This window comes from Helicobacter fennelliae (assembly GCF_900451005.1).
Lineage (GTDB): Bacteria > Campylobacterota > Campylobacteria > Campylobacterales > Helicobacteraceae > Helicobacter_B > Helicobacter_B fennelliae.
Window position 1 is genome coordinate 41,964 of the sequence record NZ_UGIB01000001.1, and the last position, 24,059, is coordinate 66,022.

At 39.9% G+C, this 24,059-nt stretch carries 24 protein-coding genes and 1 tRNA gene; 13 read left to right on the forward strand and 12 right to left on the reverse strand.

From position 1 onward, the window contains the following. The 5 genes from DY109_RS00310 to ccoG all read right to left on the reverse strand — a co-directional run bounded on the left by DY109_RS00310 (position 1) and on the right by ccoG (position 6,305). Positions 1-627, reverse strand: a complete 627-nt coding sequence (locus tag DY109_RS00310; RefSeq protein WP_023946293.1) for a LutC/YkgG family protein — start codon at positions 625-627, stop codon at positions 1-3. Beyond that, on the reverse strand, positions 620-2,080 hold the full coding sequence (locus DY109_RS00315; protein ID WP_023946295.1) for a LutB/LldF family L-lactate oxidation iron-sulfur protein: 1,461 nt from the start codon (positions 2,078-2,080) through the stop codon (positions 620-622). Before DY109_RS00315 ends, DY109_RS00310 begins: the two co-directional genes overlap by 8 nt. A 1-nt stretch (position 2,081) precedes the next feature. Further along, complete coding sequence (locus DY109_RS00320) at positions 2,082-2,807, reverse strand: (Fe-S)-binding protein (protein ID WP_023946297.1); 726 nt, start codon at positions 2,805-2,807, stop codon at positions 2,082-2,084. A gap of 101 nt (positions 2,808-2,908) precedes the next feature. Continuing rightward, positions 2,909-4,795, reverse strand: a complete 1,887-nt coding sequence (gene recG, locus DY109_RS00325; RefSeq protein ID WP_023946299.1) for an ATP-dependent DNA helicase RecG — start codon at positions 4,793-4,795, stop codon at positions 2,909-2,911. An 85-nt stretch (positions 4,796-4,880) separates the two neighbouring features. Further along, positions 4,881-6,305 carry a cytochrome c oxidase accessory protein CcoG gene (gene ccoG, locus DY109_RS00330; RefSeq protein ID WP_023946300.1) on the reverse strand — a complete coding sequence of 475 codons (1,425 nt, stop codon included), beginning with the start codon at positions 6,303-6,305 and terminating at the stop codon, positions 4,881-4,883. Between the two features lie 333 nt (positions 6,306-6,638). Between ccoG and DY109_RS00340 the strand changes: the two genes are divergently transcribed. Both DY109_RS00340 and DY109_RS00345 read left to right on the forward strand, forming a co-directional pair. Further along, complete coding sequence (locus tag DY109_RS00340; RefSeq protein WP_023946303.1) at positions 6,639-8,249, forward strand: ABC-F family ATP-binding cassette domain-containing protein; 1,611 nt, start codon at positions 6,639-6,641, stop codon at positions 8,247-8,249. Between the two features lie 3 nt (positions 8,250-8,252). Beyond that, positions 8,253-9,233 carry a hypothetical protein gene (locus DY109_RS00345; protein WP_115737712.1) on the forward strand — a complete coding sequence of 327 codons (981 nt, stop codon included), beginning with the start codon at positions 8,253-8,255 and terminating at the stop codon, positions 9,231-9,233. A gap of 3 nt (positions 9,234-9,236) precedes the next feature. On the opposite strand, the gene DY109_RS00350 is transcribed toward DY109_RS00345, so the two are convergent. Together DY109_RS00350 and DY109_RS00355 are read right to left on the reverse strand one after the other, a co-directional pair. Then, a complete protein-coding gene (locus tag DY109_RS00350; RefSeq protein WP_023946309.1) occupies positions 9,237-9,800 on the reverse strand; it encodes a hypothetical protein in 564 nt (187 codons plus the stop codon). A 16-nt stretch (positions 9,801-9,816) separates the two neighbouring features. Continuing rightward, on the reverse strand, positions 9,817-10,509 hold the full coding sequence (locus DY109_RS00355) for a hypothetical protein (protein ID WP_023946311.1): 693 nt from the start codon (positions 10,507-10,509) through the stop codon (positions 9,817-9,819). Between the two features lie 175 nt (positions 10,510-10,684). Here DY109_RS00355 and DY109_RS00360 point away from each other — a divergent pair, with 175 nt between their 5' ends. The 7 genes from DY109_RS00360 to DY109_RS00385 all read left to right on the forward strand — a co-directional run bounded on the left by DY109_RS00360 (position 10,685) and on the right by DY109_RS00385 (position 13,437). Beyond that, on the forward strand, positions 10,685-10,876 hold the full coding sequence (locus DY109_RS00360; protein ID WP_023946313.1) for a hypothetical protein: 192 nt from the start codon (positions 10,685-10,687) through the stop codon (positions 10,874-10,876). 33 nt (positions 10,877-10,909) lie between these two features. Continuing rightward, a complete protein-coding gene (locus DY109_RS00365) occupies positions 10,910-11,260 on the forward strand; it encodes a Fic family protein (RefSeq protein WP_322789425.1) in 351 nt (116 codons plus the stop codon). A gap of 123 nt (positions 11,261-11,383) precedes the next feature. Beyond that, positions 11,384-11,581, forward strand: a complete 198-nt coding sequence (locus tag DY109_RS00370; protein ID WP_023946317.1) for a hypothetical protein — start codon at positions 11,384-11,386, stop codon at positions 11,579-11,581. Next, positions 11,574-11,750 (forward strand): type II toxin-antitoxin system mRNA interferase toxin, RelE/StbE family, encoded by a 177-nt coding sequence (locus tag DY109_RS00375; RefSeq protein WP_023946319.1) that lies wholly within the window; start codon positions 11,574-11,576, stop codon positions 11,748-11,750. The genes DY109_RS00370 and DY109_RS00375 overlap by 8 nt, the downstream gene beginning before the upstream one ends. Positions 11,751-11,763: 13 nt before the next feature. Continuing rightward, positions 11,764-11,829: a hypothetical protein gene (locus DY109_RS12260; RefSeq protein ID WP_268743587.1), complete on the forward strand. Its 66-nt coding sequence runs from the start codon at positions 11,764-11,766 to the stop codon at positions 11,827-11,829. A gap of 80 nt (positions 11,830-11,909) precedes the next feature. After that, complete coding sequence (gene aroQ, locus DY109_RS00380) at positions 11,910-12,422, forward strand: type II 3-dehydroquinate dehydratase (protein ID WP_023946321.1); 513 nt, start codon at positions 11,910-11,912, stop codon at positions 12,420-12,422. Beyond that, positions 12,409-13,437, forward strand: coding sequence for a M24 family metallopeptidase (locus DY109_RS00385; protein ID WP_023946323.1), 1,029 nt, complete (start codon positions 12,409-12,411; stop codon positions 13,435-13,437). The genes aroQ and DY109_RS00385 overlap by 14 nt, the downstream gene beginning before the upstream one ends. A gap of 32 nt (positions 13,438-13,469) precedes the next feature. Here the strand turns inward: DY109_RS00385 and DY109_RS00390 are convergent, their stop codons facing one another. Genes DY109_RS00390 through DY109_RS00400 form a run of 3 tightly spaced genes read right to left on the reverse strand, consistent with a single transcriptional unit; the run spans position 13,470 to position 17,464 of the window. After that, entirely contained in the window at positions 13,470-14,243 is a 774-nt protein-coding gene (locus DY109_RS00390; protein ID WP_023946324.1) for an ABC transporter ATP-binding protein, read from the reverse strand. After that, a complete protein-coding gene (locus DY109_RS00395; protein ID WP_023946327.1) occupies positions 14,240-15,229 on the reverse strand; it encodes a FecCD family ABC transporter permease in 990 nt (329 codons plus the stop codon). The genes DY109_RS00390 and DY109_RS00395 overlap by 4 nt, the downstream gene beginning before the upstream one ends. A gap of 3 nt (positions 15,230-15,232) precedes the next feature. Then, the gene (locus tag DY109_RS00400) at positions 15,233-17,464 is read right to left on the reverse strand and encodes a TonB-dependent receptor plug domain-containing protein (RefSeq protein ID WP_023946329.1); all 2,232 of its coding nucleotides are present in this window, start codon (positions 17,462-17,464) and stop codon (positions 15,233-15,235) included. 182 nt (positions 17,465-17,646) lie between these two features. On the opposite strand from DY109_RS00400, the gene DY109_RS00405 reads away from it, so the two are divergent. From DY109_RS00405 to DY109_RS00420, 4 genes are all read left to right on the forward strand, one after another. Further along, positions 17,647-19,194 carry a hypothetical protein gene (locus DY109_RS00405; protein WP_023946331.1) on the forward strand — a complete coding sequence of 516 codons (1,548 nt, stop codon included), beginning with the start codon at positions 17,647-17,649 and terminating at the stop codon, positions 19,192-19,194. 178 nt (positions 19,195-19,372) lie between these two features. Then, the gene (locus DY109_RS00410) at positions 19,373-20,431 is read left to right on the forward strand and encodes an ABC transporter substrate-binding protein (RefSeq protein ID WP_023946335.1); all 1,059 of its coding nucleotides are present in this window, start codon (positions 19,373-19,375) and stop codon (positions 20,429-20,431) included. Positions 20,432-20,554: 123 nt separating this feature from the next. Further along, entirely contained in the window at positions 20,555-21,754 is a 1,200-nt protein-coding gene (locus DY109_RS00415; RefSeq protein WP_023946337.1) for an acetate/propionate family kinase, read from the forward strand. Between the two features lie 9 nt (positions 21,755-21,763). Then, the gene (locus DY109_RS00420; protein WP_023946339.1) at positions 21,764-22,543 is read left to right on the forward strand and encodes an isochorismatase family protein; all 780 of its coding nucleotides are present in this window, start codon (positions 21,764-21,766) and stop codon (positions 22,541-22,543) included. Between the two features lie 93 nt (positions 22,544-22,636). Here DY109_RS00420 and DY109_RS00425 read toward each other — a convergent pair. Together DY109_RS00425 and DY109_RS00430 are read right to left on the reverse strand one after the other, a co-directional pair. Beyond that, positions 22,637-22,721: transfer RNA gene (locus DY109_RS00425), tRNA-Leu, on the reverse strand. A 187-nt stretch (positions 22,722-22,908) separates the two neighbouring features. Further along, positions 22,909-23,964 (reverse strand): cytochrome-c peroxidase, encoded by a 1,056-nt coding sequence (locus DY109_RS00430; protein ID WP_023946341.1) that lies wholly within the window; start codon positions 23,962-23,964, stop codon positions 22,909-22,911. Positions 23,965-24,059 lie beyond the last annotated feature (95 nt).

Consider the following 24,059-nt stretch of genomic DNA (forward strand, 5'->3'; position numbering starts at 1 on the left):
TTATCCAAATAGCACAACGCTAACAGCTTGCGGTCCATGCACGCCAAAAACGGTCTGAAGCTCAATATCTGCAGTCCGAGAAGGTCCAGCCACAAAAATCATATTAGTCGGCAATGCTTTATCCTGCGTGTCTTTGAGCTTTTGGATTCCGTCATAAATGCTTGAGACGATATTATTTTTGTGTAGCAAAATCACACATCTTGGAGTGATAAGTGAAGCGAGCCGTGGTGAGCGCACATCTGATCGAAGCCCTACAATGCCTAAATTTGCCACCCCACAAATTGCTTCAATAATGCTTGTATCTGTGTCAAAAAGCTCTTCTCTTAGCTCCTCTACACTTTTGTCATAATCAAGATAATCAAAGCCATCAATTTTTTGACAAGGAAGATTCTGCGTCCAAAGAATCCTTTGAGAATCCAAATCCCTAAACACTTCCGCAAGGCTAGAATCTAAATCCGCCACATCATACACCTTCGCTCTATTGGCTTCTTGCAGGGTTTTGTATTGTTGGATAAGATCGCTTTGCTGATTAGAGTAAGGTTGCTCGTAATGTGCTTCGGCTTTTGTGATTGTATTTTTATTCAATGCGTGTTGCACATTTTTTAGTATTGAATGTTTGCTACTCATAAATCACTCCTTGTAATTGCTTGACTTTAGAATCTAAATTACCATTGATTGTGGGTAAATCTCTGTATTTGCTCCATTGCTTAAGTCCGGGAATAAGAGGCGCAAAAACCTTGCCTACATTGCCAAAATAATGCACGAATTTTAATGCAAATCTCCATTGTTTTGGGCTTGTAGCGACCATACTAAAGTATTTCATTGCTTGTTGTTCTTTTTTGTTTGGGGTGATGTGCTCAGAGGCATACACCAAGCCTCTACCTTCTTTGGCTTTCTCACTTCTAAGATCTCGTATCAGCTCTGCAAGCGGAATCTGCACCGGGCATACCTCGCTACATCTTCCACAAAGCGAGCATAGATTTACCATATAGCCATACTGCTTGAGCCCAAAAAGTTGTGGTGAGATGACTTCGCCTATTGGTCCGGGATATGTGCTAAGGTAGGCATGCCCGCCGATTTTGTCATACACAGGGCAGTGATTGAGGCAAGTGCCACAGCGGATACAGCTTAGTGCACGGTAAAATTTAGAATCTGCCAAAATATTTGATCTATGGTTATCAAGCATAATGATATGCACTTCTTTTGGTCCGTCTTTTTCGCCCTCTTTTCTAGGTGAAGAGATGATGTTATTATACGCAGTGATAGGCGCACCCACAGCTGATGGAGCAAGCAAGCTAACTAATATACTCGCATCCTCAAAACTTTCAACGATTTTTTCTATACCACAAATAGCGACATGCACATCGCAAGCTGTGGTGCTCATTCTGCCATTGCCTTCGTTTTCTATGAGCCAAACTGCGCCCTCTTTGGCGATTGCAAAATTCACCCCGCTTAGCCCCATTTTAAAATCTTTGAACTCTTTGCGTAAATGCACTCTTGCGATATTATTGAGCTTTTCTGGCTCGGATTCTAGTGGAGCGTTGAGCTTGTTTTTGAATATCTCGCCGATTTGATAGCGGTTTTTGTGAATCGCAGGTGCGACAATATGCACAGGTGGCTCATCAATGAGTTGGATAATAAGCTCACCTAAATCTGTCTCAACCGCTTCTACGCCCTTTTTCTTAAGGTAGGCATTGAGGTGGATCTCTTCGCTTGCCATTGATTTGCCTTTGAGAATCTTAGTGATATTTTTTTGCTTAGCAAGATTGTAAATGATTTCATTTGCGTCATCTGGCGAGCTCGCCCAATGGATTTTGATACCATTTGCAGTGGCGTTTTTTTCAAACTCTTCAAGCAAATAATCAAGCTGAGAGAGGGCTTTGAGCTTTACATTTCTGCCCTTTTTACGTAACCCTTCCCAATCAGTAAATCTTGTCGTGATAAGATTTTTGCGATTTGTCTTAAGCGTAGTCATACAGCTTTTGAGATTTTTGCGCAATTGCTCATCGCTTAGCTTTTGTAATACCTCTTCCTCATAATTGGAATGTGTTTGGTTAGAATGTGCTTGAATATCGCTCATGTTATGCTCCTATTCTTTGTGTCAAAAAATCATACAAATGCATAGCTTTGATCGCAACGCCCTGCTTTTTCATAGCTCCTGAGATATTAAGCAAACAGCCCGCATCTCCTGCGATAAGATACTCAACTTTTTGATTTTGTATGTCAAGGATTTTTTCGCTTACCATTGCGTTTGAAATCTCTGGCTCTTTTATGCTAAAAGTCCCTCCAAACCCGCAACACTCCTCTTCACGCTCTAATTCTATAAGCTCGACATTTTTAAGCTGTCTTAGCAATGTTTTTGCATGAGGGATGCACTTTGCTACGCGCAATGCGTGGCAATTACTATGCCAAGTGATTTTGGTATGCTCTCCTGTGTCAGTGTAGCGCACCTGAAGCTTACCGACCAAAAATTCACTCACTTCATAGATTCTGCTTGCAAATTCCCTAGCTCTTACTTCATCTGGCGTATCTGCAAAAAGCTCTATATAATCATGCTTCATCATTCCCGCACAACTCCCGCTAGGAAGCACGATAGGATAATCTTTTTCAAAAAGACTCATATTATAGAGCGCGATTTTTCTTGTCTCATCATAATACCCAGAGTTAAAGCTTGGCTGTCCGCAACATGTCTGATCTTTTTTGTAGATGATCTCCGCTCCTGCATTTTGTAATAATTTCATAGCATTGAGGCAGGTATCTGCAAACACACCTGCGCCCATACAAGTAGCAAAAAAATAAACTCGCATATTCTTCCTTTTTGTGATTTGGTTGTGAATGTAAAGTGTAGCATAGTGTAAATACTAATATGTAAAAACGAGAATCTAAAGTATAAAAAAATGTAGCGGTTTTATACATTTTGAGTTTTAGATTCTGGTTGGCTTGCGGATTCTTTTATCTTTGCTATATCACTTTTGACTTTGTTAAAAATCTCTACATCTTGGCTAAGATCTACCCATTTCCACTCCTGCCCGCTTTGACGCTTGCCTCCTAATATATCTCCGCCTTTGCGGTATTTGAGATCGATTTCTGCTATATCAAACCCACTTGAATGTGTCGCAAAATCAGCCAACCGCTTAGAATCTGGATTATGTGTATATAAGAAACAATACCCCTTTAATCCATTACGACTTACGCGCCCGCGCAACTGATGAAGTGTCGCTAAGCCGAGTCGCTCTGGGGCTATGATGATGATTGTTGAGAGCTTTGGTAAAGAGATTCCCACTTCAATAAGCGTTGTCGCAAGCAAAATATTGCCATTATCTGCAAACTCTTGCATAATTTGTTCTTTTTGCTTATCCTGCCCTGAAGTTACATACACGCGCTCAAAATGCTTCTGCCAAAACAAAGCCCCTTCTTCAAGCGAGAGATACTCAATAACTTGACTCTCTTCAACTAGCGGATAAATAATTGCTATTTGGTGATTTTTTGCTATTTCGTTTTTGATATGCGCTAAAAGCTCCTTAAAATCAGGCTTTGAGATGATTTGCGTGCTAATGTCTTTCATAAATGGCATTTCATCAATAATGCTTACATCAATCAAATTAGATTCTAGCATAGCCATAGTGCGCGGAATCGGCGTTGCTGAAAATTGCAAAATATGGGGTTTTTGAGGCGTTTTGGCATTGTATTGTGTAGCAAGGCTTTCAAGATAGAATCTCTGCTTTGTGCCAAATCTATGCTGCTCATCACTCATCACAAGTGCCAAATCCTCCCCATCAATCTCCCTGTATAACAACGCTTGAGTGCCGATGATAAAATCAATATGTCTTCCAAAAAGCCCGCTTAGCTCATCTTTAGAATCTGAAGTGATGAGTGCTATTTGGATTTGCTTTGGCAAATATAGCTTAGCTTGCTCATATAGCTGTTTAGCAAGGATTGTCGTAGGTGCCATAAGGATTGATTTTTTGGGATAGGCTATCATCACACTTGCTAAGATTATGATTGTTTTACCACAGCCCACATCGCCCATTACAAGTCGCCTTGCTGCTTTTTGGCTTGAGAGATCGTTTGCAATCTGTGCGATGACTCTATTTTGTGCGTTTGTCAGCGCAAATGGAAGAGAATTGATGAAAGCCTTATAATCACCCCCACATTGAAATTTGGCTTGAAAGGTTGTTTTTTTGCCTTGGAGTGATAAAAAATGATAAAAAACTTCGACATATTTAAGCGCGTAGAGGTATTTTCCAAAAAATCCATTATGCTTTGTGTATGCGTCAAAAAACGCAAGATTTGGGTGAAAAATCTCTACAATATCTTCAATCACTCTAGAATCTAAACCATACGCGCTTAATCCTTCTTTTGTTATGAGCTGATCTAAAGCCTCTTTGATAGTGTTTGATTTGTATTTGATTGATTTAAAAACAGGCACAATAGAGCCTTTATGCTTTATCACTTTTGGCTGGATCATTGTGTATTGCCCAAATTTTGCACTCAGCTTACCATGGATAAATAGATTCTGCCCGATTGGAAAAAGCTTTTTGTGAAAGGCTTTTGGGTGAAAAAAAACAAGCTCGATATACTCATCAAAATCTAAGATTCTGCCCTGCACTTTAAATACATTTGGATAGGCATTTGTGCGTAATATTTCAACCTCAAGCACGCCTTCTGTGCTATCTTGCAAACTTGCCATTGGCAAAGTATTGACATAATCACTTGGCGCACAAATCACAAATTCCAACAGATGAGAAAACCCTAGCGCTTTAAGCTTTTTTTCTTTTTGGGTTTGCTCTATCATTTGTAAAGCGACTCGGCTTTTAGCTTTGTGATAAGAGATGATGAGCTTTCAATGACTCTCAATCCTAGCTTTTGCCTATCTTTGCCTATTTTTGAAGCTCATGCAATGGCGGATAAGCAAAAAATGTCTTGCGCTCGACAAAAATCTTTTCATCATCAACAGCATAGGCTTTAATGATGAGATTCTGTTTTGTAACTCCGCTTTGAGTGGCATTATTTGCTGGATTTTTGGAGCGCAAGGTAACGACTTTTTTGATTTTTTTGCCCGGCATAACTGAGATGGGCTCCAAAGGCTCAAGGATTTCAAGCGTGTCATTATTGATAAGCTCAAAATAATATTTATGCGTCTTAGAATCTGTATTTTGAAACAAAAATGTATAATAATTATCCACTGAACCGCTTGTTTTGCGGATCTCATAGAGTTGCGCGTCTCTATCGATATTAAGTAGCATTGGCTCTTTTTTGCTTCCGACAAGAATCGCAAAAATAAAAATAATGCTTAAAAACACCATATAAGCGATAGTTTTGAGTCTGAAATATTTGATTTTTGAATGTGTCGTTATAGAATTTGGCGAGCTCCATTGCACCAAAGATGGACGATTATAATGCGCCATTACGCTCGTGCAGGCATCAACGCATTCTAAGCAGTTAATACACTCAAGCTGCATACCTTTGCGTATATCAATGTGTGTAGGGCAGACTTTTACGCATTGCACGCAGTTTGTGCATTCATTTTCTGGATTCTGCTTTTTGGGCGCAAGGGCATTTTTGATTCCATTTGGCGCATACACCGCGCCACCTCTTTTATTGTCATAAATCGCCATAATCGTATCATTATCATACAGCACTGATTGCACCCTGCAATAAGGACAAATATACACACAGAAATTTTCAGCAATCAGCGTAACATCAGCGACCAAAAATAGCGCGATACTAAGCCAGAATCCAAGCAGAATCTTATGATTGAGCGGATCGGCGATATAAGTGAAAAAATCATTAGGCCTTACAAAAAGAAACAAAAAATCCGCTGCTGCTACTAATGCAATCACAGAAAACAAAGCCATTGCGATGATTTTTTTGAGTTTGTTAGAAAACAGCGCATAATCAGGCTTTTTTTGTTTATCAGAAATACGTTTGCGAAGCCCCAAAAGCTTTGTCTCTATGCCATCTCGATAAATCACACGAAAAATAGTCTGTGGGCAACTCCAGCCACACCACACTCTCCCGCCAAGACTTGTCATAAAAAAAATCCCAACAAAAAGTAGAATCAACAAAAATGGCATTAAATACAGCTCTTGAACACTAAACACAACCCCAAGCAAATGAAGCTCTCCGCGATCAAAAGAGAGCAAAAAAATCTGATTGCCATGGATTGAAATAAATGGCAAAATCAAAGCAAAAGCCGTAATGAGCGAATATATCACATATCGTCTTTTGCGATAAGGCATTTTGGATTTGCTTTGTGTATTTTCTCCTAATGTCTTTTCTGTTGTTTGCGTTGTTTCTTCCATTATCTCTCCTTTATTGTTCCTTGCGCTATTTACTTTTACTTTTTGTGAAGTATTCTAAAAACTAAGATTCTAGAATCTATGATTGTTTCAAGTTTGTAAGCTGGCATTATATACCTAAAAATAAGAAAAAAATATAAAATTTTTACTTTCTTGCTAATTTTTGCTTTGGCTAAGGTAAGCACGCGGTTTAGATTCTCTATTACAAACACAAAACCAAACGCAAAGAGTCGCAAAAAGTGGCACTCTTTAAGCTTTTTTTACTTTGCTTTGTAGTAGAATCCACACTCTAAAAAAGCATATTTATATCATCTCACTCATCTTAAGGAATCTTAAATGCTACAAACCATAAACCTCACAAAGCGCTACGCTACAAAGAAGCTCTTTGAAAATGTGAATCTTAGCCTTGATGCGCATAAGCGCTATGGGCTTATTGGCGCAAATGGCGCGGGGAAATCCACATTTTTAAAAATCCTAAGTGGGCAGTATGAGCCAAGCAGCGGCGAAGTGGTGATACTAAACAACGCGCGCTTAGGCGTGCTAGGGCAAGATCAATACGCCTTTGAAGATCTAAGCCTCAAAGATGCCGTGCGCATTGGCAATAAGCGCCTTTATGATGCGCTCAAACGCAAAGAATGGCTGTATGAAAACGCGGACTTAAGCAATGAGGCGGTGAATAACGAGCTAGCCGAGCTTGAGATAATCTGCGCAGAAGAAGATCCTATGTATGAGCAAGATGTGGTGATAGAGCGCATATTAGAGGAGCTAGGATTTAGCGCTCAAACGCATGAAAATCCTATGAGCTCACTCACTGGCGGGGATAAGTTTAAGATCTTGCTTGCTCAAGTGCTCTTCCCAAAGCCTGATATTTTGCTCCTAGATGAGCCTACAAACAACCTTGACTTACACTCTATATCGTGGCTTGAAGAGAATCTCAAACGCCACGAAGGAACGCTTGTAGTCATCAGCCACGATAGACATTTTTTAAACAGCGTTTGCACGCATATTTTGGATATGGATTTTGGCTCTGTGCGGGAGTTTAGCGGGAATTATGATGATTGGTATATCGCCTCTACTTTGATAGCTAAACAGCAGGAAATGGAGCGAAACAAAAAGCTTAAAGAAAAAGAGGAGCTAGAATCCTTTATCGCGCGTTTTTCTGCTAATGCGAGCAAAGCCCGCCAAGCCACAAGCCGCCAAAAGCAGCTTGAAAAGCTCAATATTGAATCCTTAGCGGTTAGCTCTAGGCGAGATCCTAGCATAGTCTTTAAGCCCAATCGCACCATTGGCAACGAAGCCTTGGAGTGTGAAAATATCTCAAAAAGCTATGGGGATCTCTGCGTACTAAACAATGTGAGTTTGAAAATTTTGCCCGGGGATAAAATCGCTATCATCGGTGCAAATGGCGTGGGCAAAAGCACTTTGTGTAAGATTTTAGTTGAAGAGTTAGCTGCAGATTCTGGGGTTGTCAAATGGGGGGCGACAACGCAAAGGGGCTACTTCCCACAAAATGTAAGTGAAGAGATAAGCGGGGAAGAAAGCCTGTATGAGTGGCTAAGGGGCTTTGATAAGAAAAAAGAGAGTGGCGAGATACGCAATGCACTAGGGCGAATGCTCTTTAGCGGCGAAGAGCAAGAAAAGCCCATAAACGCCCTAAGCGGTGGGGAAAAGCACAGAATGGTGCTAAGTAAGCTTATGCTAGAAGGGGGGAATTTTTTGGTGCTTGATGAGCCTACAAACCACCTTGATTTAGAATCTATTATCGCGCTTGGCGAGGCGTTGTATAAATTTAGTGGAAATGTGATTTGTGTCAGCCACGATAGGGAGCTGATTGATGCTTATGCCAATAGAATCATTGAGCTAAAAGCGGATTCTAGCGGCGGTGGAGCAGAAATCATAGACTTCCGCGGGAGTTATGAAGAGTATTTGGAATCTAAAGGGGAATGATAGATGAATAGTCCAAGTTTCAGCGTTGTTATCCCTATAAAAGATATTAACGCTCCGCATTTTATACACACCCTAAGCTATCTTAAGCATTTTACAAACGCACAAGATATAGTTATTCTTACCGCAATGGAAAATGCAAAAATGTCCCATCAATTTGAAAATCTACAAAAAATAGGCAATGTCGTATGGATTGATGAAAAGGACATCTATCAAGGAATGAATCTAGAATCTATAAGTGCCAAAATGTGTGGGCTTGGGGCAAACTCTACTTCTCGTGCTGGCTGGTATTTACAGCAATTTTTGAAAATGGCTTTTGCATTGTATGTATTGAAAAATGCAAATAGTGCGAAATTTTTAACGGGGGGGGGGATAAGATATTATCTCATTTGGGATTCTGATACTATTCCGCTAAGAAAACTAAAATTTTTCAAGCAAGGCAAAGTTGTATTTGAAAAGGCAAACGAATACCACAAGCCCTATTTTGACACTTTAGCAAACTTGCAACTCCCCATAGGAGAGACACAATATATCCATAAGGCAGTGGATTTTAGCTTTGTTACCGAAAATATGATGATAGAAATTGCAAAAATGCAGGAGTTGATAGAACTTATAGAATCTACTCGCAAAAAACCTTTTTGGGAAGCGATTTTAGAGCATATCAATCCGCAGGATTTAATGCACTCTGGCTTTAGCGAGTTTGAAACCTATGGGAATTTTATTGCCCTAGCCTACCCAAATACCTTTCATATCACACAACGCAAACGAGACAGATACGCCAAAGAATTTATAGGGGAAAATCCAAGCATAGAGCTTTTGCAGTGGTATAGCAGGAGCTACGAAGTCATAGGGCTTGAATCTTGGAGTAAAGAAAATATCCGCATAAGCACACTTTTACAAAATCCCTTAGTTAGAATCTTGCCGCCAAAGGTGTTTAAGGTGTTTAAAAAGCTTCTTAGATTCTATATAAAACTTAAGCGTTTGTAGCTCTCACACCACCACGCCGCATAAAAGCATAAAGGGCAGGTATCCTTTCTCATAGAGATGATAGATATTTTCTTTAGGTGTATTCATACTAGGGCGTAAGTCAAGGGCAGAGCATAGCACACCTTGTGGGCGGACACCCATTTCATTTGCTACATTTTGTATCATCTCTGCCACTTCATAAGGGATAGAATCTAGCTCTTGCATATCCGGAGATTCAGTTTTCATACAATACACATTAATAGCAAAAAGTGCGAGTTTAAAGTCATTATAGTTCTCTAATCTCCCTGCTTGTTTGAGTTGTGTTATATCCTTTACTTGTGCGATGGCATCTCTAATCCGCTTTGTGCAATGATAATCAAATGCTCTTTTTGCCCTTTTGCCGACATTAAGCCATAAACGCTTAGATTCTATCCATATATCAAGCCCATTATTCCCCTCTGTCGCACACCAAAAGTCAATCGTGCGCCTTTGCTTCTCATTTTGGCTTTCGTCCTCTCGCAAATCTACACCTTTGCAATCCACACCATATTCGCTTATCACATAAGGTGTAAGGCGAGAGAGAGCCATAGCGATAGTGGCGGAATTACTCCGCCCAAATTTGAAACAGCGTGGCTACCTCAACAGCCTTTCCGTTTGGATACACAAAGCTATCAAGGGGCAGTTTTTCGCTATGCACTAACTCATAGTCCTTTATGCGTTTTTTAGGGCTACCCTTGCCATCGCTGTCAAAAAGTGGGGGCAAGATAAAGGCGATAAAATCAGCAAATTCACTTGCGTGGTTGATGAAACGCAGGGCTAAATTCCCGCGTAAGCCAAAGGGCGGATTGCCCAAAACTATGTATTTTTGGTGCATATTTTGCGGATAAAAACTCAAAAAATTCTGACACAAAATTTCATCATTTTTATACTCTAAATCCACGCCTATGCGTGAATTTTTAGGCATTAGCTCGTAAAAACTCAAATCCCCACAACTTGGCTCGATGAAAATATAATCATCTGCCTTAATGTTGTGGATTTGCAAAAAGTGCGAAAAGCTCTCAAAGCAGTATTTTGCCACTTCTTTTTTGGTAAAAAATTCATTATGTGAGCGAAAATCCACCTTTTGTAAGTCGTATTTGTTGCCAAGCAAGAAATTTAAGTCGTAAAGGTATTCATTTGGGATTTTTTGCGTGGCTTCCCAACGCTTCAAAGTGCCTGTGTGTAAATGTAGTTTTTGCGCAATTTGTTGGGTATTAAAATGTTCTTTAAGCTCTTGATACATAAGCTCGGCTGTCATCTTTTGCTGTAATCCTTAATTAAGTCTTGCAGATTGTAATATTTTTACAATTATACATGGCTTAATGTCTCTTGTATATTTAAGAAGGCTAGAGCCAAAGATTTATGAATATGGCTTTTTGAAAGAATAGAATCTTAGCTATAATATGATTTATAAGCCCATAAAAGGAGGCGAGATGACATTAATTATCGAAAATGCAGATGATAAAATCCTAACTATTTTAAACACGCTCAAAGCCTTAAAGCCAGAGCTTACAATCAGGCAGGATAATAAAAAAAGTGATTTTGAGCTTGTAAGTGATGAGCTTATGCGAGATCTAGAGAAACCAGAGAATTACGCAGTGTTTGAGCGATTGAAAGACAAATGAGATATGTAAAGCTAGATGAAGCCATACTTTTGCATGAAACATTCAATGCACAAAATGCAAGGTTTGAGTGGCTATGACAAGGCGCGCATAAGCTATTTAGAATCTGCGCTTACACAAATCCAAAATGACAAATACTATCCAAGTTTTTTGGATAAACTCACACATTTATGCTTTGCCTGCGTGAAGTTTCATCCATTTTTAGATGGAAATAAGCGCACCGCACTTTTACTCTCAAAGGCTTTTGTCATGCTAAATTGTCCTGAAACTTTAAACAAAGATTTCTACCAAAGGCTAGAAGATGTCGTAGTGGGCGTAGCAGAGGATAGAATCTCAAAAGAGCAATTAAAAGAGGTTTTTGCAAGGCTACTAATTCAAAAAGCCTAAAAGCCTAAACTTAGCTATAGTATGATTTATAAACCCATAAAAGGAGGCGAGATGACATTACTTATCAAAAACGCTGACAGCAAGTTTTTAGAGTAACTCAAAGTCCTAGCCAAAAACACAGCAGTGAGCATAGAGCAGACAGAAGAGCTAGAGAATATGGGGAATGCAGAAGAGTGCCCAATCTGTAAGGCGCATAATTACACACCAAATAAAAGGGTGCTAAAGGCGATGCAAGAGTGCGAGGATATACTTAAGAATCCACATTTGTATAAAAACTATCGTGATATTGATGCGATGTTTAAGGATATTCTAAATGACTAAATACGAGGTGCGGTATTCTAAGGCTTTTAAAAAAGGCTTAAAAAAGCTAAAAAACAATGCAAAAGCCTTAGAATGCACTAAAGAGGTTATCACAAAGCTTGCAAATGATGAGAGTTTAGCACCAAAGCACAGAGACCACAACCTGCAAGGCAAGCATGTGGGGCTTTAGAGAGTGCCACATAATGCCCGATCTCTTGCTTATTTACAAAAAAGAGCAAAATATCCTTGTGCTTACTTGCATGGTTTGAAATCTATCTTTTTATCCCTACTAGATTCTACTAAATCATAAAAATAAGCTATAATGAGAAAAAATTTCAAGGAGCGTAAAATGAAAATCTTAGTTATCCAAGGACCAAATCTCAATCTCTTAGGACATAGAGATCCTAGAATCTATGGACCAATGACTTTACAGCAAATCCACGAAAACATGAAAGCTGTCGGAAGTCAAAACAATATCGATCTTGAGTTTTTCCAAAGCAACTTTGAGGGCGAGATCATCGACAAAATCCAAGAATGTGTCGGCGGAGAATATGATGGAGTCATCATTAATCCGGGTGCATACGCTCACACTTCAATCGCCATTGCTGATGCGATCATGTCCGCTGGAGTTCCTGTCGTGGAAGTGCATATTAGCAATATCCTAGCTCGCGAGGAATTCAGACAAAAAAGCTACACAGCAAGCGTGTGTGCGGGCGTGATTACAGGATTTGGGGCATATGGTTATCATCTCGCACTCATTGCAATCGGGCAAATCGTTACTGAAGTCAAAGCCTATCAACAATCTCAGCAAAACCAACAATCTCAACAAGCCCAACAAGCAAGCAATAATGAAAACATTTGATTTTATCAGTAGCGATGAGAGCGCGCAGTATTATGAGACGGGATATAGTTGCGATAATGCGATTATTTTGAAACTTCAAAAAGATATATTTTTTATCACGGATTCTCGCTACACCACTGAAGCGAAGCAAAATCTCCACCCACGCATCATACTTATGGAGTCTCGCTTTTTGATTGACAAGGCTATCGAGATTCTCAAAACCGCAAAAATCAAAACACTTCATTTTGATTCTACCAAGCTTAGCGTGTGCAATTATGAGAAATTGCGATCAAGCCTCAACCACACAGAGCTTATCGCCTCGCCAAATTTTCATCAAAAAATGCGTATCATCAAAAGCCAAGAGCAAATCAAGCTCATCAAATACTCTCAATACCTCAACAAAAAAGCTTATAAAAAATTTGCCAAAAAAATCCAGTCAAATATGACTGAAAAAGCACTTTATGCGCTAGCTAAGCAGATTCTAGAAGATAGTGGAGAATATGATTTGAGTTTTAATCCGATTTTAGGTATCAATGCCAATGCCGCCAAACCACACGCCCTACCCTCTCACACAAAGCTAAGAAGTGGCAATCTCTTGCTCTTTGATGCAGGAATCAAATACAAAAGATATTGCTCAGATCGCACAAGGACGGCGTTTTTTGATGGCAATGCCCTGCATTTCCAAAAAACACAAAAATTCAAAGAGAAAAAACTTCAAAAAATCTATGACATCGTCCTCAAAGCCCAAGAAAGCACAATCAAAAAAATCCGCGCAGGAATGAGTGGCAAAGAAATCGATGCAATCGCGCGAGATATTATCAGCAAAGCCGGGTTTGGAGCGTATTTTTCACATAGCACAGGGCATGGAATCGGGCTAGATATACACGAGCTTCCTTTCATCTCATCAAAAAGCGAGACAATCATTGAAGATGGAATGGTATTTTCTATCGAGCCCGGAATCTACATTCCCGATAAATATGGCGTCCGCATAGAAGATCTTGTCGTAATCAAAAACGGCAAAGCCGAAGTGCTGTGAGTTTGAGATTGCGTTAGTGATAAAATCTTATCTCACACACATACGACAAATTCATCATGATGTGATCTATCGATAAATTCGATTTGGACGCCATAAATTTGACTTAGATTCTCTGGTGTGAGAATCTCATCTGCCCTGCCAAAAAGTCCATTGCCTTGCTTACTAGAATCTAGCTTTTGGAGTAGCAAAACTTTATGCGAGAGATAGAGCGCGTGCGCTGGAAAATGGGTATTAAAAATAATACTCACGCCTTCTTGATTAAGCGATTTTAGAGTCTCTAAGATGATTTTTTGATTTGCAAAGTCAAGATTAGATTCTGGCTCATCAAGCACGATGAGCTTTGGCTCGCTCACCAAAGCACGCGCAAAAAGCACCATTTGAAGCTCTCCGCCACTTAGAAGCGCGCAAGATTTTTGCTCAAGATGAGCGATTTTGAGCTTTGAGAGTGTGGCTTTTGCCCTATCAAAATCCTTTGCATTTGGCTTAAAGACAATCTTTGGATTCAGCCCCAAAGCCACCATATCAAGCACTTTGATATTAAGGATATTATGCTTTGCTTGTGGCACATACGAGATGTATTTCCAAATCTCCTTGCCAAAAAGCCCCAATGGCTTATCATACAATAATCCCTCGCCACTTTGAAACTTAAGCAACCCAAGAATGCACTTCATCAATGTTGTTTTGCCTACGCCATTTGGTCCTAAGATACTCAACACTTCTGCTTTTTGAAGTGAGAAACTAATGTCTTTTAAAATCGGTTGCGTATTTCGCGAAAAGCAGAGATGACGTATACTAAACAAACTCATAATCGCATTCCTTTATTTTTATGCAAAATATAAATAAAAAATGGTGCGCCAACAAGTGCGGTGAGGATTGAGATGGGAATCTGATTAGTAGAGATACTTCGTGAGAGTGTATCCACACACATCATAAACACCGCGCCAATCACCACACATAGCGGAATCAGCTTTGAATTATCACTTCCTACAAGTAGCCTTGCGATATGTGGCACAAGCAGTCCTACCCAGCCAATTATCCCGCACAAACTCACGCTACAAGCGACAATAAATGTTGTCGCGATAATCACAACCACGCGCAATAGCCCTAGCCTCACGCCCAAAGTCTTTGCTTCATCATCATCAAGTGCAAGCAGATTGATTTTCCACGCAAGCAAAAATATCACCACACTGCCAACTATCACGCCGATTATGCCTACATACACTTGCGGTGTGAAGCTAGAATCTAGTGATCCCAAAAGCCAATATGTAATCGTAGGAAGCGTATCTTGCGGATCAGCGATATATTTAATCAACGAAACAAGACTCTGAAATAGCGCAGAGACGATAATCCCGCTTAAAATCATCGTGATAGTATTATAAGGCATAGCTTTATCATAGCTTATAAGCCCTACAATCAGTAAAGCGACAATCCCAAAAATAAGCCCAAAAAGCCCGACATAAAGGATTCCAAGCCCAAAGAGCAAAGCAAGCACCGCCCCAAAGCTTGCACCGCTTGTAACGCCCAAAATATCAGGCGTGGCAAGCGGGTTTTTAAACAAACTCTGAAATGCAGCACCGCTCACACTCAAGCCAATCCCCATAACGATTGCAAGCACAATGCGCGGAAGCCGAAACTCAAAAATCACATTTTTATGCGTTTGCTCACATTCCCGGACAAAGCATGCTACAATCTCGCTAAGTGGCACTTGATACCTTCCTATGCTAAGGCAGATAATCCCACAGCACACGATCACAACAATCCCAAGCCCATACAGACTGATTGTTTTTAGCATTTTTTAGTATTTCCATACAAGTTTGGCATTAAAGCTTCTGCCCGGCTCGATGAGCGGATTTGTAAGTGCGCGAGCAAAGCTTACATTTTCTACGACCACAGGATTGCGTCCGATTTGATTAAATACATTTGTGATAGAAAAAATAAATTCCATATCTTTATTGCCCCAGAAATCAAACTTGCCAACCTTCACGCCAAGATAAATATCACTCATCGCATACGCATCAGTTTTTCGCTCTTCACTAGAATCTATGCGCGTTTTTGCGCCATAGCCTCGCTCTGTGAAGTTAAAAAACCAATATTTAAAATTAAGCCAAATGCTTACTTGCCCATATAGTGGCGCAAGATAGGCGATTGGCTTATTATCAGTTAGATTCTGCCCGAAGTTATACGCTCCAGAATAATGAATCGCAATCATATTATCCAAAAAGCTATGTCTGCCTTCAAGCTCCACACCAGTGATAAATGCGCGTCCGATGTTTTCATGGCGATACAGATTATTTGCTTGGATACTTGCATTCTGATATGAGCTCAAAGCAAGCATATCGATATAATTTGTAAAAAATCCAATGAGTGAGGCAAAGTGATTTTCACTTTGGAATCGAAAGCCAAATTCTGCTGTTTGAGAATATTCAGGCTTTATGAGCGGATTTGCCACAGTGAGTGTGCTACTTCCGCTTGGTGTGCTTGACATTCTAGTGCCAGAGCCGGGATTTTTGAAGTTATGGCTTAGATTAATCACATTTGAAAAATAATCATTCAAAAAATACACAGAGCCAATCGATCCTGTAACTGCACCACTATGGATCACGCCATTTTCATCAAGCAAACGCGCTGCATTAATTGCTATCGCATTATTAGAGGCAATACCAGTGATTTCTGTGCTTGAGCGGGTTTTTGAAATCGTCGTAAGCACATAATCCGCTCGCAATGCCCCGCTCAAATACCACGAATCAAACGCTTTGAAGTCATCTTTGACAAAGAGCGCAAAATCTGTATTTGTGCTTGGGCGGTTTGTGGTATTAATAGCTCTATCTTTAAGGTTGTTTTGCACTACTTGTGTAGGTGAGATAGAGCTTTCAAACTCCGCTCCATAAGCTAGATTATGGCGTCCATAAGTGCCATCAAAAATAAGTCGCCCGCCAAAGTAGTTATTATCATAGACTTGTTGGTGGATATTTGGTTTTTGCGTGCCTGTAAATTGAGAGCGATTATTCCAAATATCTGTATCCCAATGGCGATAATACAAATACGCCTCCATAGAATCCGCAAAGCTTAAGCCTGTCTTTTTTGCCCCTGCGCGCAGATAATACTCATTTATCGGAATCTCACTCATAAATATCCCATAGCTACTTCCCGGAGCTGCACCACGCCCTCCAGCGCGATGAGATTCTACGCGCGCATAGCGACCTTGCAGATAAGCGATCGCATTTTTGGTGCTATATCCGATATTAAAATCTACTCCAAGCGAGTTGTATTCGGAGTTTTTGGCTTCGTCTGAGCCATTTTCTGTGATTGGGGTTTTGTAGTCTTGAGCTGTCCTACCACTAAATCCGATAAGCACATCAAATCCAGCACCACCACCTAGAATCTCTGCCCTTCCGCCAAACATATTATTTACACTGCCATATTCTAGCGCGCGAAGCCGTGCAGTCGCTTTGAAAGTCTCTCCGCCGATGTTGTAGTTTGAAGTGCGAGAGCGAAAGTTGATGACGCCATTCATCGCATCGCTTCCCCAAAGTGAGCTTGCAGGACCGCGTATAACCTCAATAGAATCAAACGCGTATGGATCAAGCATGTTAAATTCTAATGTGCTTCGCCCGCTATATCGCACACCATCAATCATTACGATTGAGCGCGCACTGTTTGAGTTTTGCCCGCGGATTGTGATTTGTCCATTAATCCCGCCAGAGCGCGAATATAAGATTCCCGGAACTTTTTCTAGCACGCCTTGTATCCCGCCACTTCCGCTTGTCTCCAAAAGTGTGTCTTTATTGATAATGCTTACTTGCTTGGATTGTAATTCTATGGGTAGCTCACTCATAAGAGCTTGGGCTGTTACTTTGGATTTTTCTAAAAGTATGCCTGCACCACTTGCAGAATCTGTGGAATCTGCAGATTCTGTGGAATTTTTGCTCTCCTGTTCATTGCTTTGACTCTCAGCATAAATATTTGACATCGCGACACCTGATACAAGCGACACAATGAGCGCGAAAGATAAAGACCACTTTTTCATAATACTCCTTTAAAATAATTAAAATAAAGTTCGGTTTCATATCATATCAGAAAAAATAATAATTGTTATTGAAATTTAAAAAATTTCAAAATAATTTTTGTTATTATTTTTTGAATTTGTGATAAGATTCTACCTTATATCAAATTCATATCAAAACAAACCACAACAAAAAGGACATTACAATGGATACAAATGCACTTGCCAAACACCACTACGCTTACAGCACACTAAATACTTTTGGAAAAATCGCATATTTAGATTCTAGTGTGCTGACTATGGATAATATTTCTGATTGTTTTTTGTATAAAAACATCATCGAGCATATTGATGTATATACGCAATTCCCAAATATTGATCTCTCAAAATACAGCACAATCGTGATTCCTATGCATATTGATGAAGTATTTTTGAGTCGCTTTAGCCATAGATTGTATTCACATCTCAATCGCGGTGGCATAGTGATTTCATTTGCCAATAATTTCTCTCACTTCCTGCCATATACAAGCGCATATATCACTAGCGAGACGCCTATACGCGATCGAGAAGTGAAGTTTGTAGATTCTCATGCTGGAAAAATCATCTTTGAAGGTGTGCGCGAATATGATATTAATCACCGAAGAGGCGTGAAAGGGTTTTTTAATCGTGGATTTTTTGATATGCAAAACTTCCCCAAAACACACAATCTTGAGATATTTTTAAGTGATAGTGATAAGCAGTGTGTCGGGTATATCGATAGAGATTCTAGTAATGGCGTAATCCTTGCTACTGCTGGGGCGGATTTGCTTACTTTTGGGCTATTTGATAATACCACCGCGCGCAAAATGGGAGTAAATCTCCTTTCTTGGCTTGAAAAAGAGCTTTTGGCACAAAAAGAAGCCTCAAATAAAGCAAACAAAGCAAACAAACAAGCGACACAACATACACAAATCGCGCAAGATACGCAAGCTACACAAACTGCCAACAACAAAAAGCTAGAATCTAAAGTTGTGAGTGATTTTGGATTCTACGCGCAAGATGATTTACGCAATGCCTCACATAATGCCACACACAATACCTCTTGCACCAAAACAGAAACAATAGGCAATGCCAAAAACTTGCACCAAACGCCAAACAAACGCTTCAAAAATGCGATTATCACAGGTGGAGCGTCTTATCATCATTACTTTTTTCTCAACAAAAACAAAAAATACGCACACTTTTTTGACGCGAGAATCTATTTTCACGATTTAGATTCTGTGGATTTGAGCGCGTTTGATTATATCGTTTTAGCCTCGCGAATCAACGCCTCACACCTTATGCGATACAAAGAAAAATTCCAAGACTTTTTAGATTCTGGCGGGCATATTATTTCATTTGGAGAGATCACACAGCCCTATCTGCCAAATATCGAATGGAAGGATTATCCGGTGAATTTTTGGTGGTGGCTCATCCCGGGTGCTGATATGCCACTTTATGTGGGCAAAGATGGCGCGAAGTTGTTTTCAAAAATAAATGTAGATGACGCAAAGTGGCATTGTCATGGGGCTTTTTATCCGCCAAAAAATGCACAAATCATTCTTATAAATGAGCTAAATGAAAGTATCATCTACAAAGATACAAGCTTCAAAGGCAATCTCTACATCACTTCTCTTGATCCAGAATTTCACTTAGGACAAGGATTTATGCCAAAAACTGAAGGGTTTTTTGATAATTTTATGGAGTGGATACATCAGGATATGGCTGCAAATTAGAATCTAGAATCTAAAAGTGGATTCTATGGATTGCCACGCAAGGATAAACCTTGCTCGCAATGACGGGGTGGGCTTGTCATTGCGAGGACGATAGGACGAAGCAATCCAAAAATCCATAAACAGAATCTAGATTCTATGTAAATCAGAAATTTAGATTCTAAAACATCAAGGAGAAACAATGAAACATTCAAAACACTCATCACAACACAAAACATTCATACAGATTTTACTTCTAGCATTTATTGTAAATTGTGGCTTTGGCGCGGATTATCCATTTAAATACTCCGATCCAAAAGGCTATAAAACAATAATCCCCAAAAAGCCAGAGCGCATAGTCGTAGGAGGCGGAATGTGGCCTATGCCATCGCTCATTGTAATGCTTGAATCAAGCGCAAAATCGCTTATCTATATCCCAAAAGCGAGCATAAATGCGATGAAGCATTCATTTTTGCTTGATTTCTATCCCGAAATCAATGCCATACAAGCGGGCAATAGCGAAAATATCGAGGAGCTTTTAAAGCTTAATCCTGATTTATTTATCTGCCATAATGCAAGTATCAAACTCTGTGAAGCAATGAAAAAAAGCAAGATTCCAACGATTGAAATTGGCGTGAGTGAGTGGGATTACAACTCATACGAAACGCTCAAAGGCTGGCTTGATGTGATCGCACCAATCCTAAATCAAGAGCAAAAAGCACAAAAAATCCTCAAATGGGTCAAAATTATCGAGCAAAACGCAAGCAAACACGCAAGCCAGAATCCACCAAAAGTGCTTATCATTCATCGATTTGATAATGACAAATCCTTTAGCATTGGTGGAATCTTTGCAAACTATCTACTCAAATATAGTGGCGCGACAAACGCGATAAATGATAAAAATATCATCAATACAACGATTGAAGAGATTTACAGGCTCAATCCTGATATTATTTATCTCAATAATTTCAACTCCTTGCTTCCTGAGGATCTATTACAATCTAAGCTTTGGCAGCCACTTCAGGCTATCCAAAATAAGCGCGTATATAAGTTTCCGCTCGGATCGTATCGCCCCTTTGCGCCCGGTGCGGATTTGCCGATTTTGCTTTTGTGGCTTCAAGCCCAAAACAATCCAAAAAGCAACATTAATGTCTTAGAGCAAACCAAAATCTACTACAAAGAAGTGTTTGACCTCAACCTCACAGACACGCAATTACATAGTATTTTTGCGCCAGACAAAAAAGCGGGCTTGCTTGAATGATATGTTTTTGAGTATTTTATACACAGCGACACACTTTCAATCCAAAATGATTCATTAAGTTTGTATGCTTTAATATGAAAAAGGTTAAGTTATTTTTAACAATCACAAACAAAAGGAGAAATAATGAATGTTTTGGTGATAAATTGCGGGAGCTCATCTTTAAAGTTTCAGCTCATAGACACACGCACAGAAGGGATTCTAGCTTCAGGGATTTGCGATAGGATCGGCATTGATGGCTCGATGCTCCAATACAAAAACAAAAATGGCGTCAAAAGCACAAAAGAAATGGAGATCTTAAACCACTCCCGCGCTGTGGAGCTTGTGCTAGAGGCACTCACAGATTCTGCAAACGGCGCGATTAGCTCACTTGAAGAGATTGCAGCAGTAGGGCATAGGATCGTGCATGGTGGCGAGTATTTCCAAAACTCTGTGCTGATTGATGAGAATGTGATAAAAAACATCGAGGATTGCGCCGCGCTTGCACCTTTGCATAATCCAGCGCATATTATGGGCATACACGCCGCGCTAGAGTGTATGCCAAATAAGCCAATGGTAGCAGTTTTTGACACTGCGTTTCATCAGAGCATGTCACCAAAGGCATATATGTATGGCGTGCCTTATGAATGGTATGAAAAGCACAAAGTGCGCAGATACGGCTTCCATGGGACAAGCCACAAATATGTCTCGCAGCGCACTGCGGAATTCTTGGGGCTTGATATTAATCACTCAAAAATCATTGTCTGCCACCTTGGCAATGGCTCTTCAATAAGCGCGATAAAAAATGGCAAATGCCTTGACACAAGCATGGGACTAACACCGCTTGAAGGGCTTATTATGGGGACGCGTAGTGGGGATTTGGACCCGGCAATTTTGGACTATATCGCCGATAGAGAGGGGCTAAACACTAAGGCAATAGTCAATATTCTTAACAAAAAATCGGGCGTGCTAGGGATCTCTGGAATCTCAAGTGATTTTAGGGATCTGCTTGATGCGGATTTGAAAGGGCATGAGCGCGCCAAACTCGCGCGCGCTGCCTTTGCCTACCGCGTGCTGAAATATGTAGGCTCCTACTGCGCGGTGCTTATTGGCGTAGATGCGATTAGCTTTTGTGGAGGCGTGGGCGAGAATGCGAAATTTATACGCGGAATGATAGTTGAGCACTTGGAGTTTTTAGGCATTAAGCTTGATGTGGAGGCAAATAACATCTGCGGGCAAGAGGTGGTCATCTCAACGCCAGATTCTAAAGTCAAAGTCTGCGTCGTGCCTACAAACGAGGAGCTAGTCATCGCCCGCGACACAGCGACTATCGTATTACAGCTTTAAGGATAATCCATGCAATACATACAATCAAGTGCGCAAACTTATCATGTTAATAATGGGCTTTTAATCCCGCAAGAGACGCTTTTTGTGTGTGTGGATATACAAACAAAGCTCTTAGGCGCGATGAGCTACAAAGAGCGAGTCTTAAAAAATGCCCGCACACTTTTACAAGGCGCAAAAATACTCAATATCCCTATACTCATCACAGAACAATACCCCAAAGGGCTTGGCTCAACAGATGAATCTTTGGGTTTTAAAGAATTTCTCATCGCAAATAATCATAGCAGTGATAGCAATCATAATAGCCCTAGTCAGAATCTAGAATCTAGCCTAAATCCAAACGCCAACTCTTTAGATTCTCGCACTAATTTAGATTCTCGAAATTTAGATTCTCAAGCCCCAAATCCTCAAATATCAAATCTCAAAAATCCTCGCGCCACACATCTTGAGATCCCGCAATGCACACTTATGGAAAAAACATCATTTAGCATTTTTGGTGATAAGTCTATCGCTGATTTTATCAGACAATCCAAACGCACAACGCTTGTATTTTTTGGCATAGAAACGCATGTCTGCGTGCTTCAAAGCGTGTGGCATAGCGTTACTCTTGGGCTTGATGTGTGGGTAGCAGAAGATGCGTTAAGTTCAAGAAATAGCGACAATCACGACAATGCGATTTGGCTTATGCGCCAAAAGGGTGCCAAAATCACCAACACAGAATCTATTTTGTTTGGAGCAATGAAAGATTCCAAACACCCTAGTTTCAAAGCCATAAGCGCACTTATTAAGTGATTGATTGAGATTAAATCAAAGTGCTATAAAGATTTGATGTAAATAAATAAACTTAAGAGATAAAAACGAGAGAAACAAAAAGCATAAACAAAATGGTGCGGAAGAGAGGACTTGAACCTCCATGCCTTGCGGCGCCAGATCCTAAGTCTGGTGCGTCTGCCAGTTTCGCCACTTCCGCATTTGGTATAAGTAGCAAGTATGTAAGTCAATACAAACAAAATTGCAAGCACATTATTATAAAATGTAGCCAAGCTTAAACGCTAAAATACATTTCTAACAAAGCTATAATTTTACTTAAAGATGTTTAAATCAAGCTGAATCCCAAAATATTGATACATTTGGGATTCATATTTAGGTTTAGCCAACTAAAGCACTGGTTTTGGAGTTTTATTTGTGCTAGCTGGAAGGATTGGATATGTGATTGTTGGATATTTTCCAGTAAGTGCCTTAAAGAATGTCTCCATTTTTTGAGCATCTTTATCGCTAATTTCTTGCCCTAATTGAATATCACCCATTTCTTTAATCGCATCTTTTATATCCCAATATTGTCCGTTATGAAAATATGGCATTGTCTCCATAACATTTCGTAATGTCGGCACCTTAACCATTCCATTTGCATCACCTTTAAATCCACCTACTTGAGCAAATTTATATGGCTTGACAACCGCAAATGCCTGCATTGATCCACCGAGATTTATCCCTGTATGGCAAGCGGTGCAACCAGAATCTATAAACACATTTAAGCCTTCTTGCTCTTCTTTACTTAATGCTTTTGCATTGCCATTTAAGAAGTCATCATATCGGCTTGGGGTATTGAGCGTCATTTCAAATAGCGCGATTGTATCAGCGATGAGTTTGAAGTCAATTTTTACATTATTGCCATAGGCAGCTTTAAATTCATCGACATATGCAGGAATTGAGGTGATTCTCTCAACGATATTAGCAGCCTTATTTGCCATTTCCACAGGGTTTTCCATAGGTCCTTTGGCTTGATCTCCTAAGTCATGAGAGCGTCCGTCCCAAAACTGCACATCATTAAACATAGAGTTATACACAGTTGGAGAGTTCAAATGACTTGGGTTTGGTTGCCATCTATCGCCGATTGCCGCTGGCACCAAATCCACCCCTGCAAGTCCGAGATTGTGGCATGTGTTACAAGAGATAAGATTTGATTTGGAGATTCTAGGATCAAAGTAAAGCTTTTTACCTAATTCAATTTGAGCAGGCGTGAGTTTGGCTGCATACCCTTCTGCAATTTTGCCTTCTTTGATTTTTTGCATTTGATAGTCTTTGAGTTCTTTTCCGCTTGGAAGTGGCTGCAATCCAGAATCTTTGGCTTTTTTGATAAGCTCTGCTGGAGTTTGTGCATATAAGCTTACACATAAAGCACTTACCCCCAATACTGCATTTATCTTTTTCATAATTTGCTCCTTTGTGTGATTTGATAATTGCGAGTTGCATTCTATCAAAAATTTTTTTAATTAAAATAATATTTTTTCATAAATGATAAAAAATA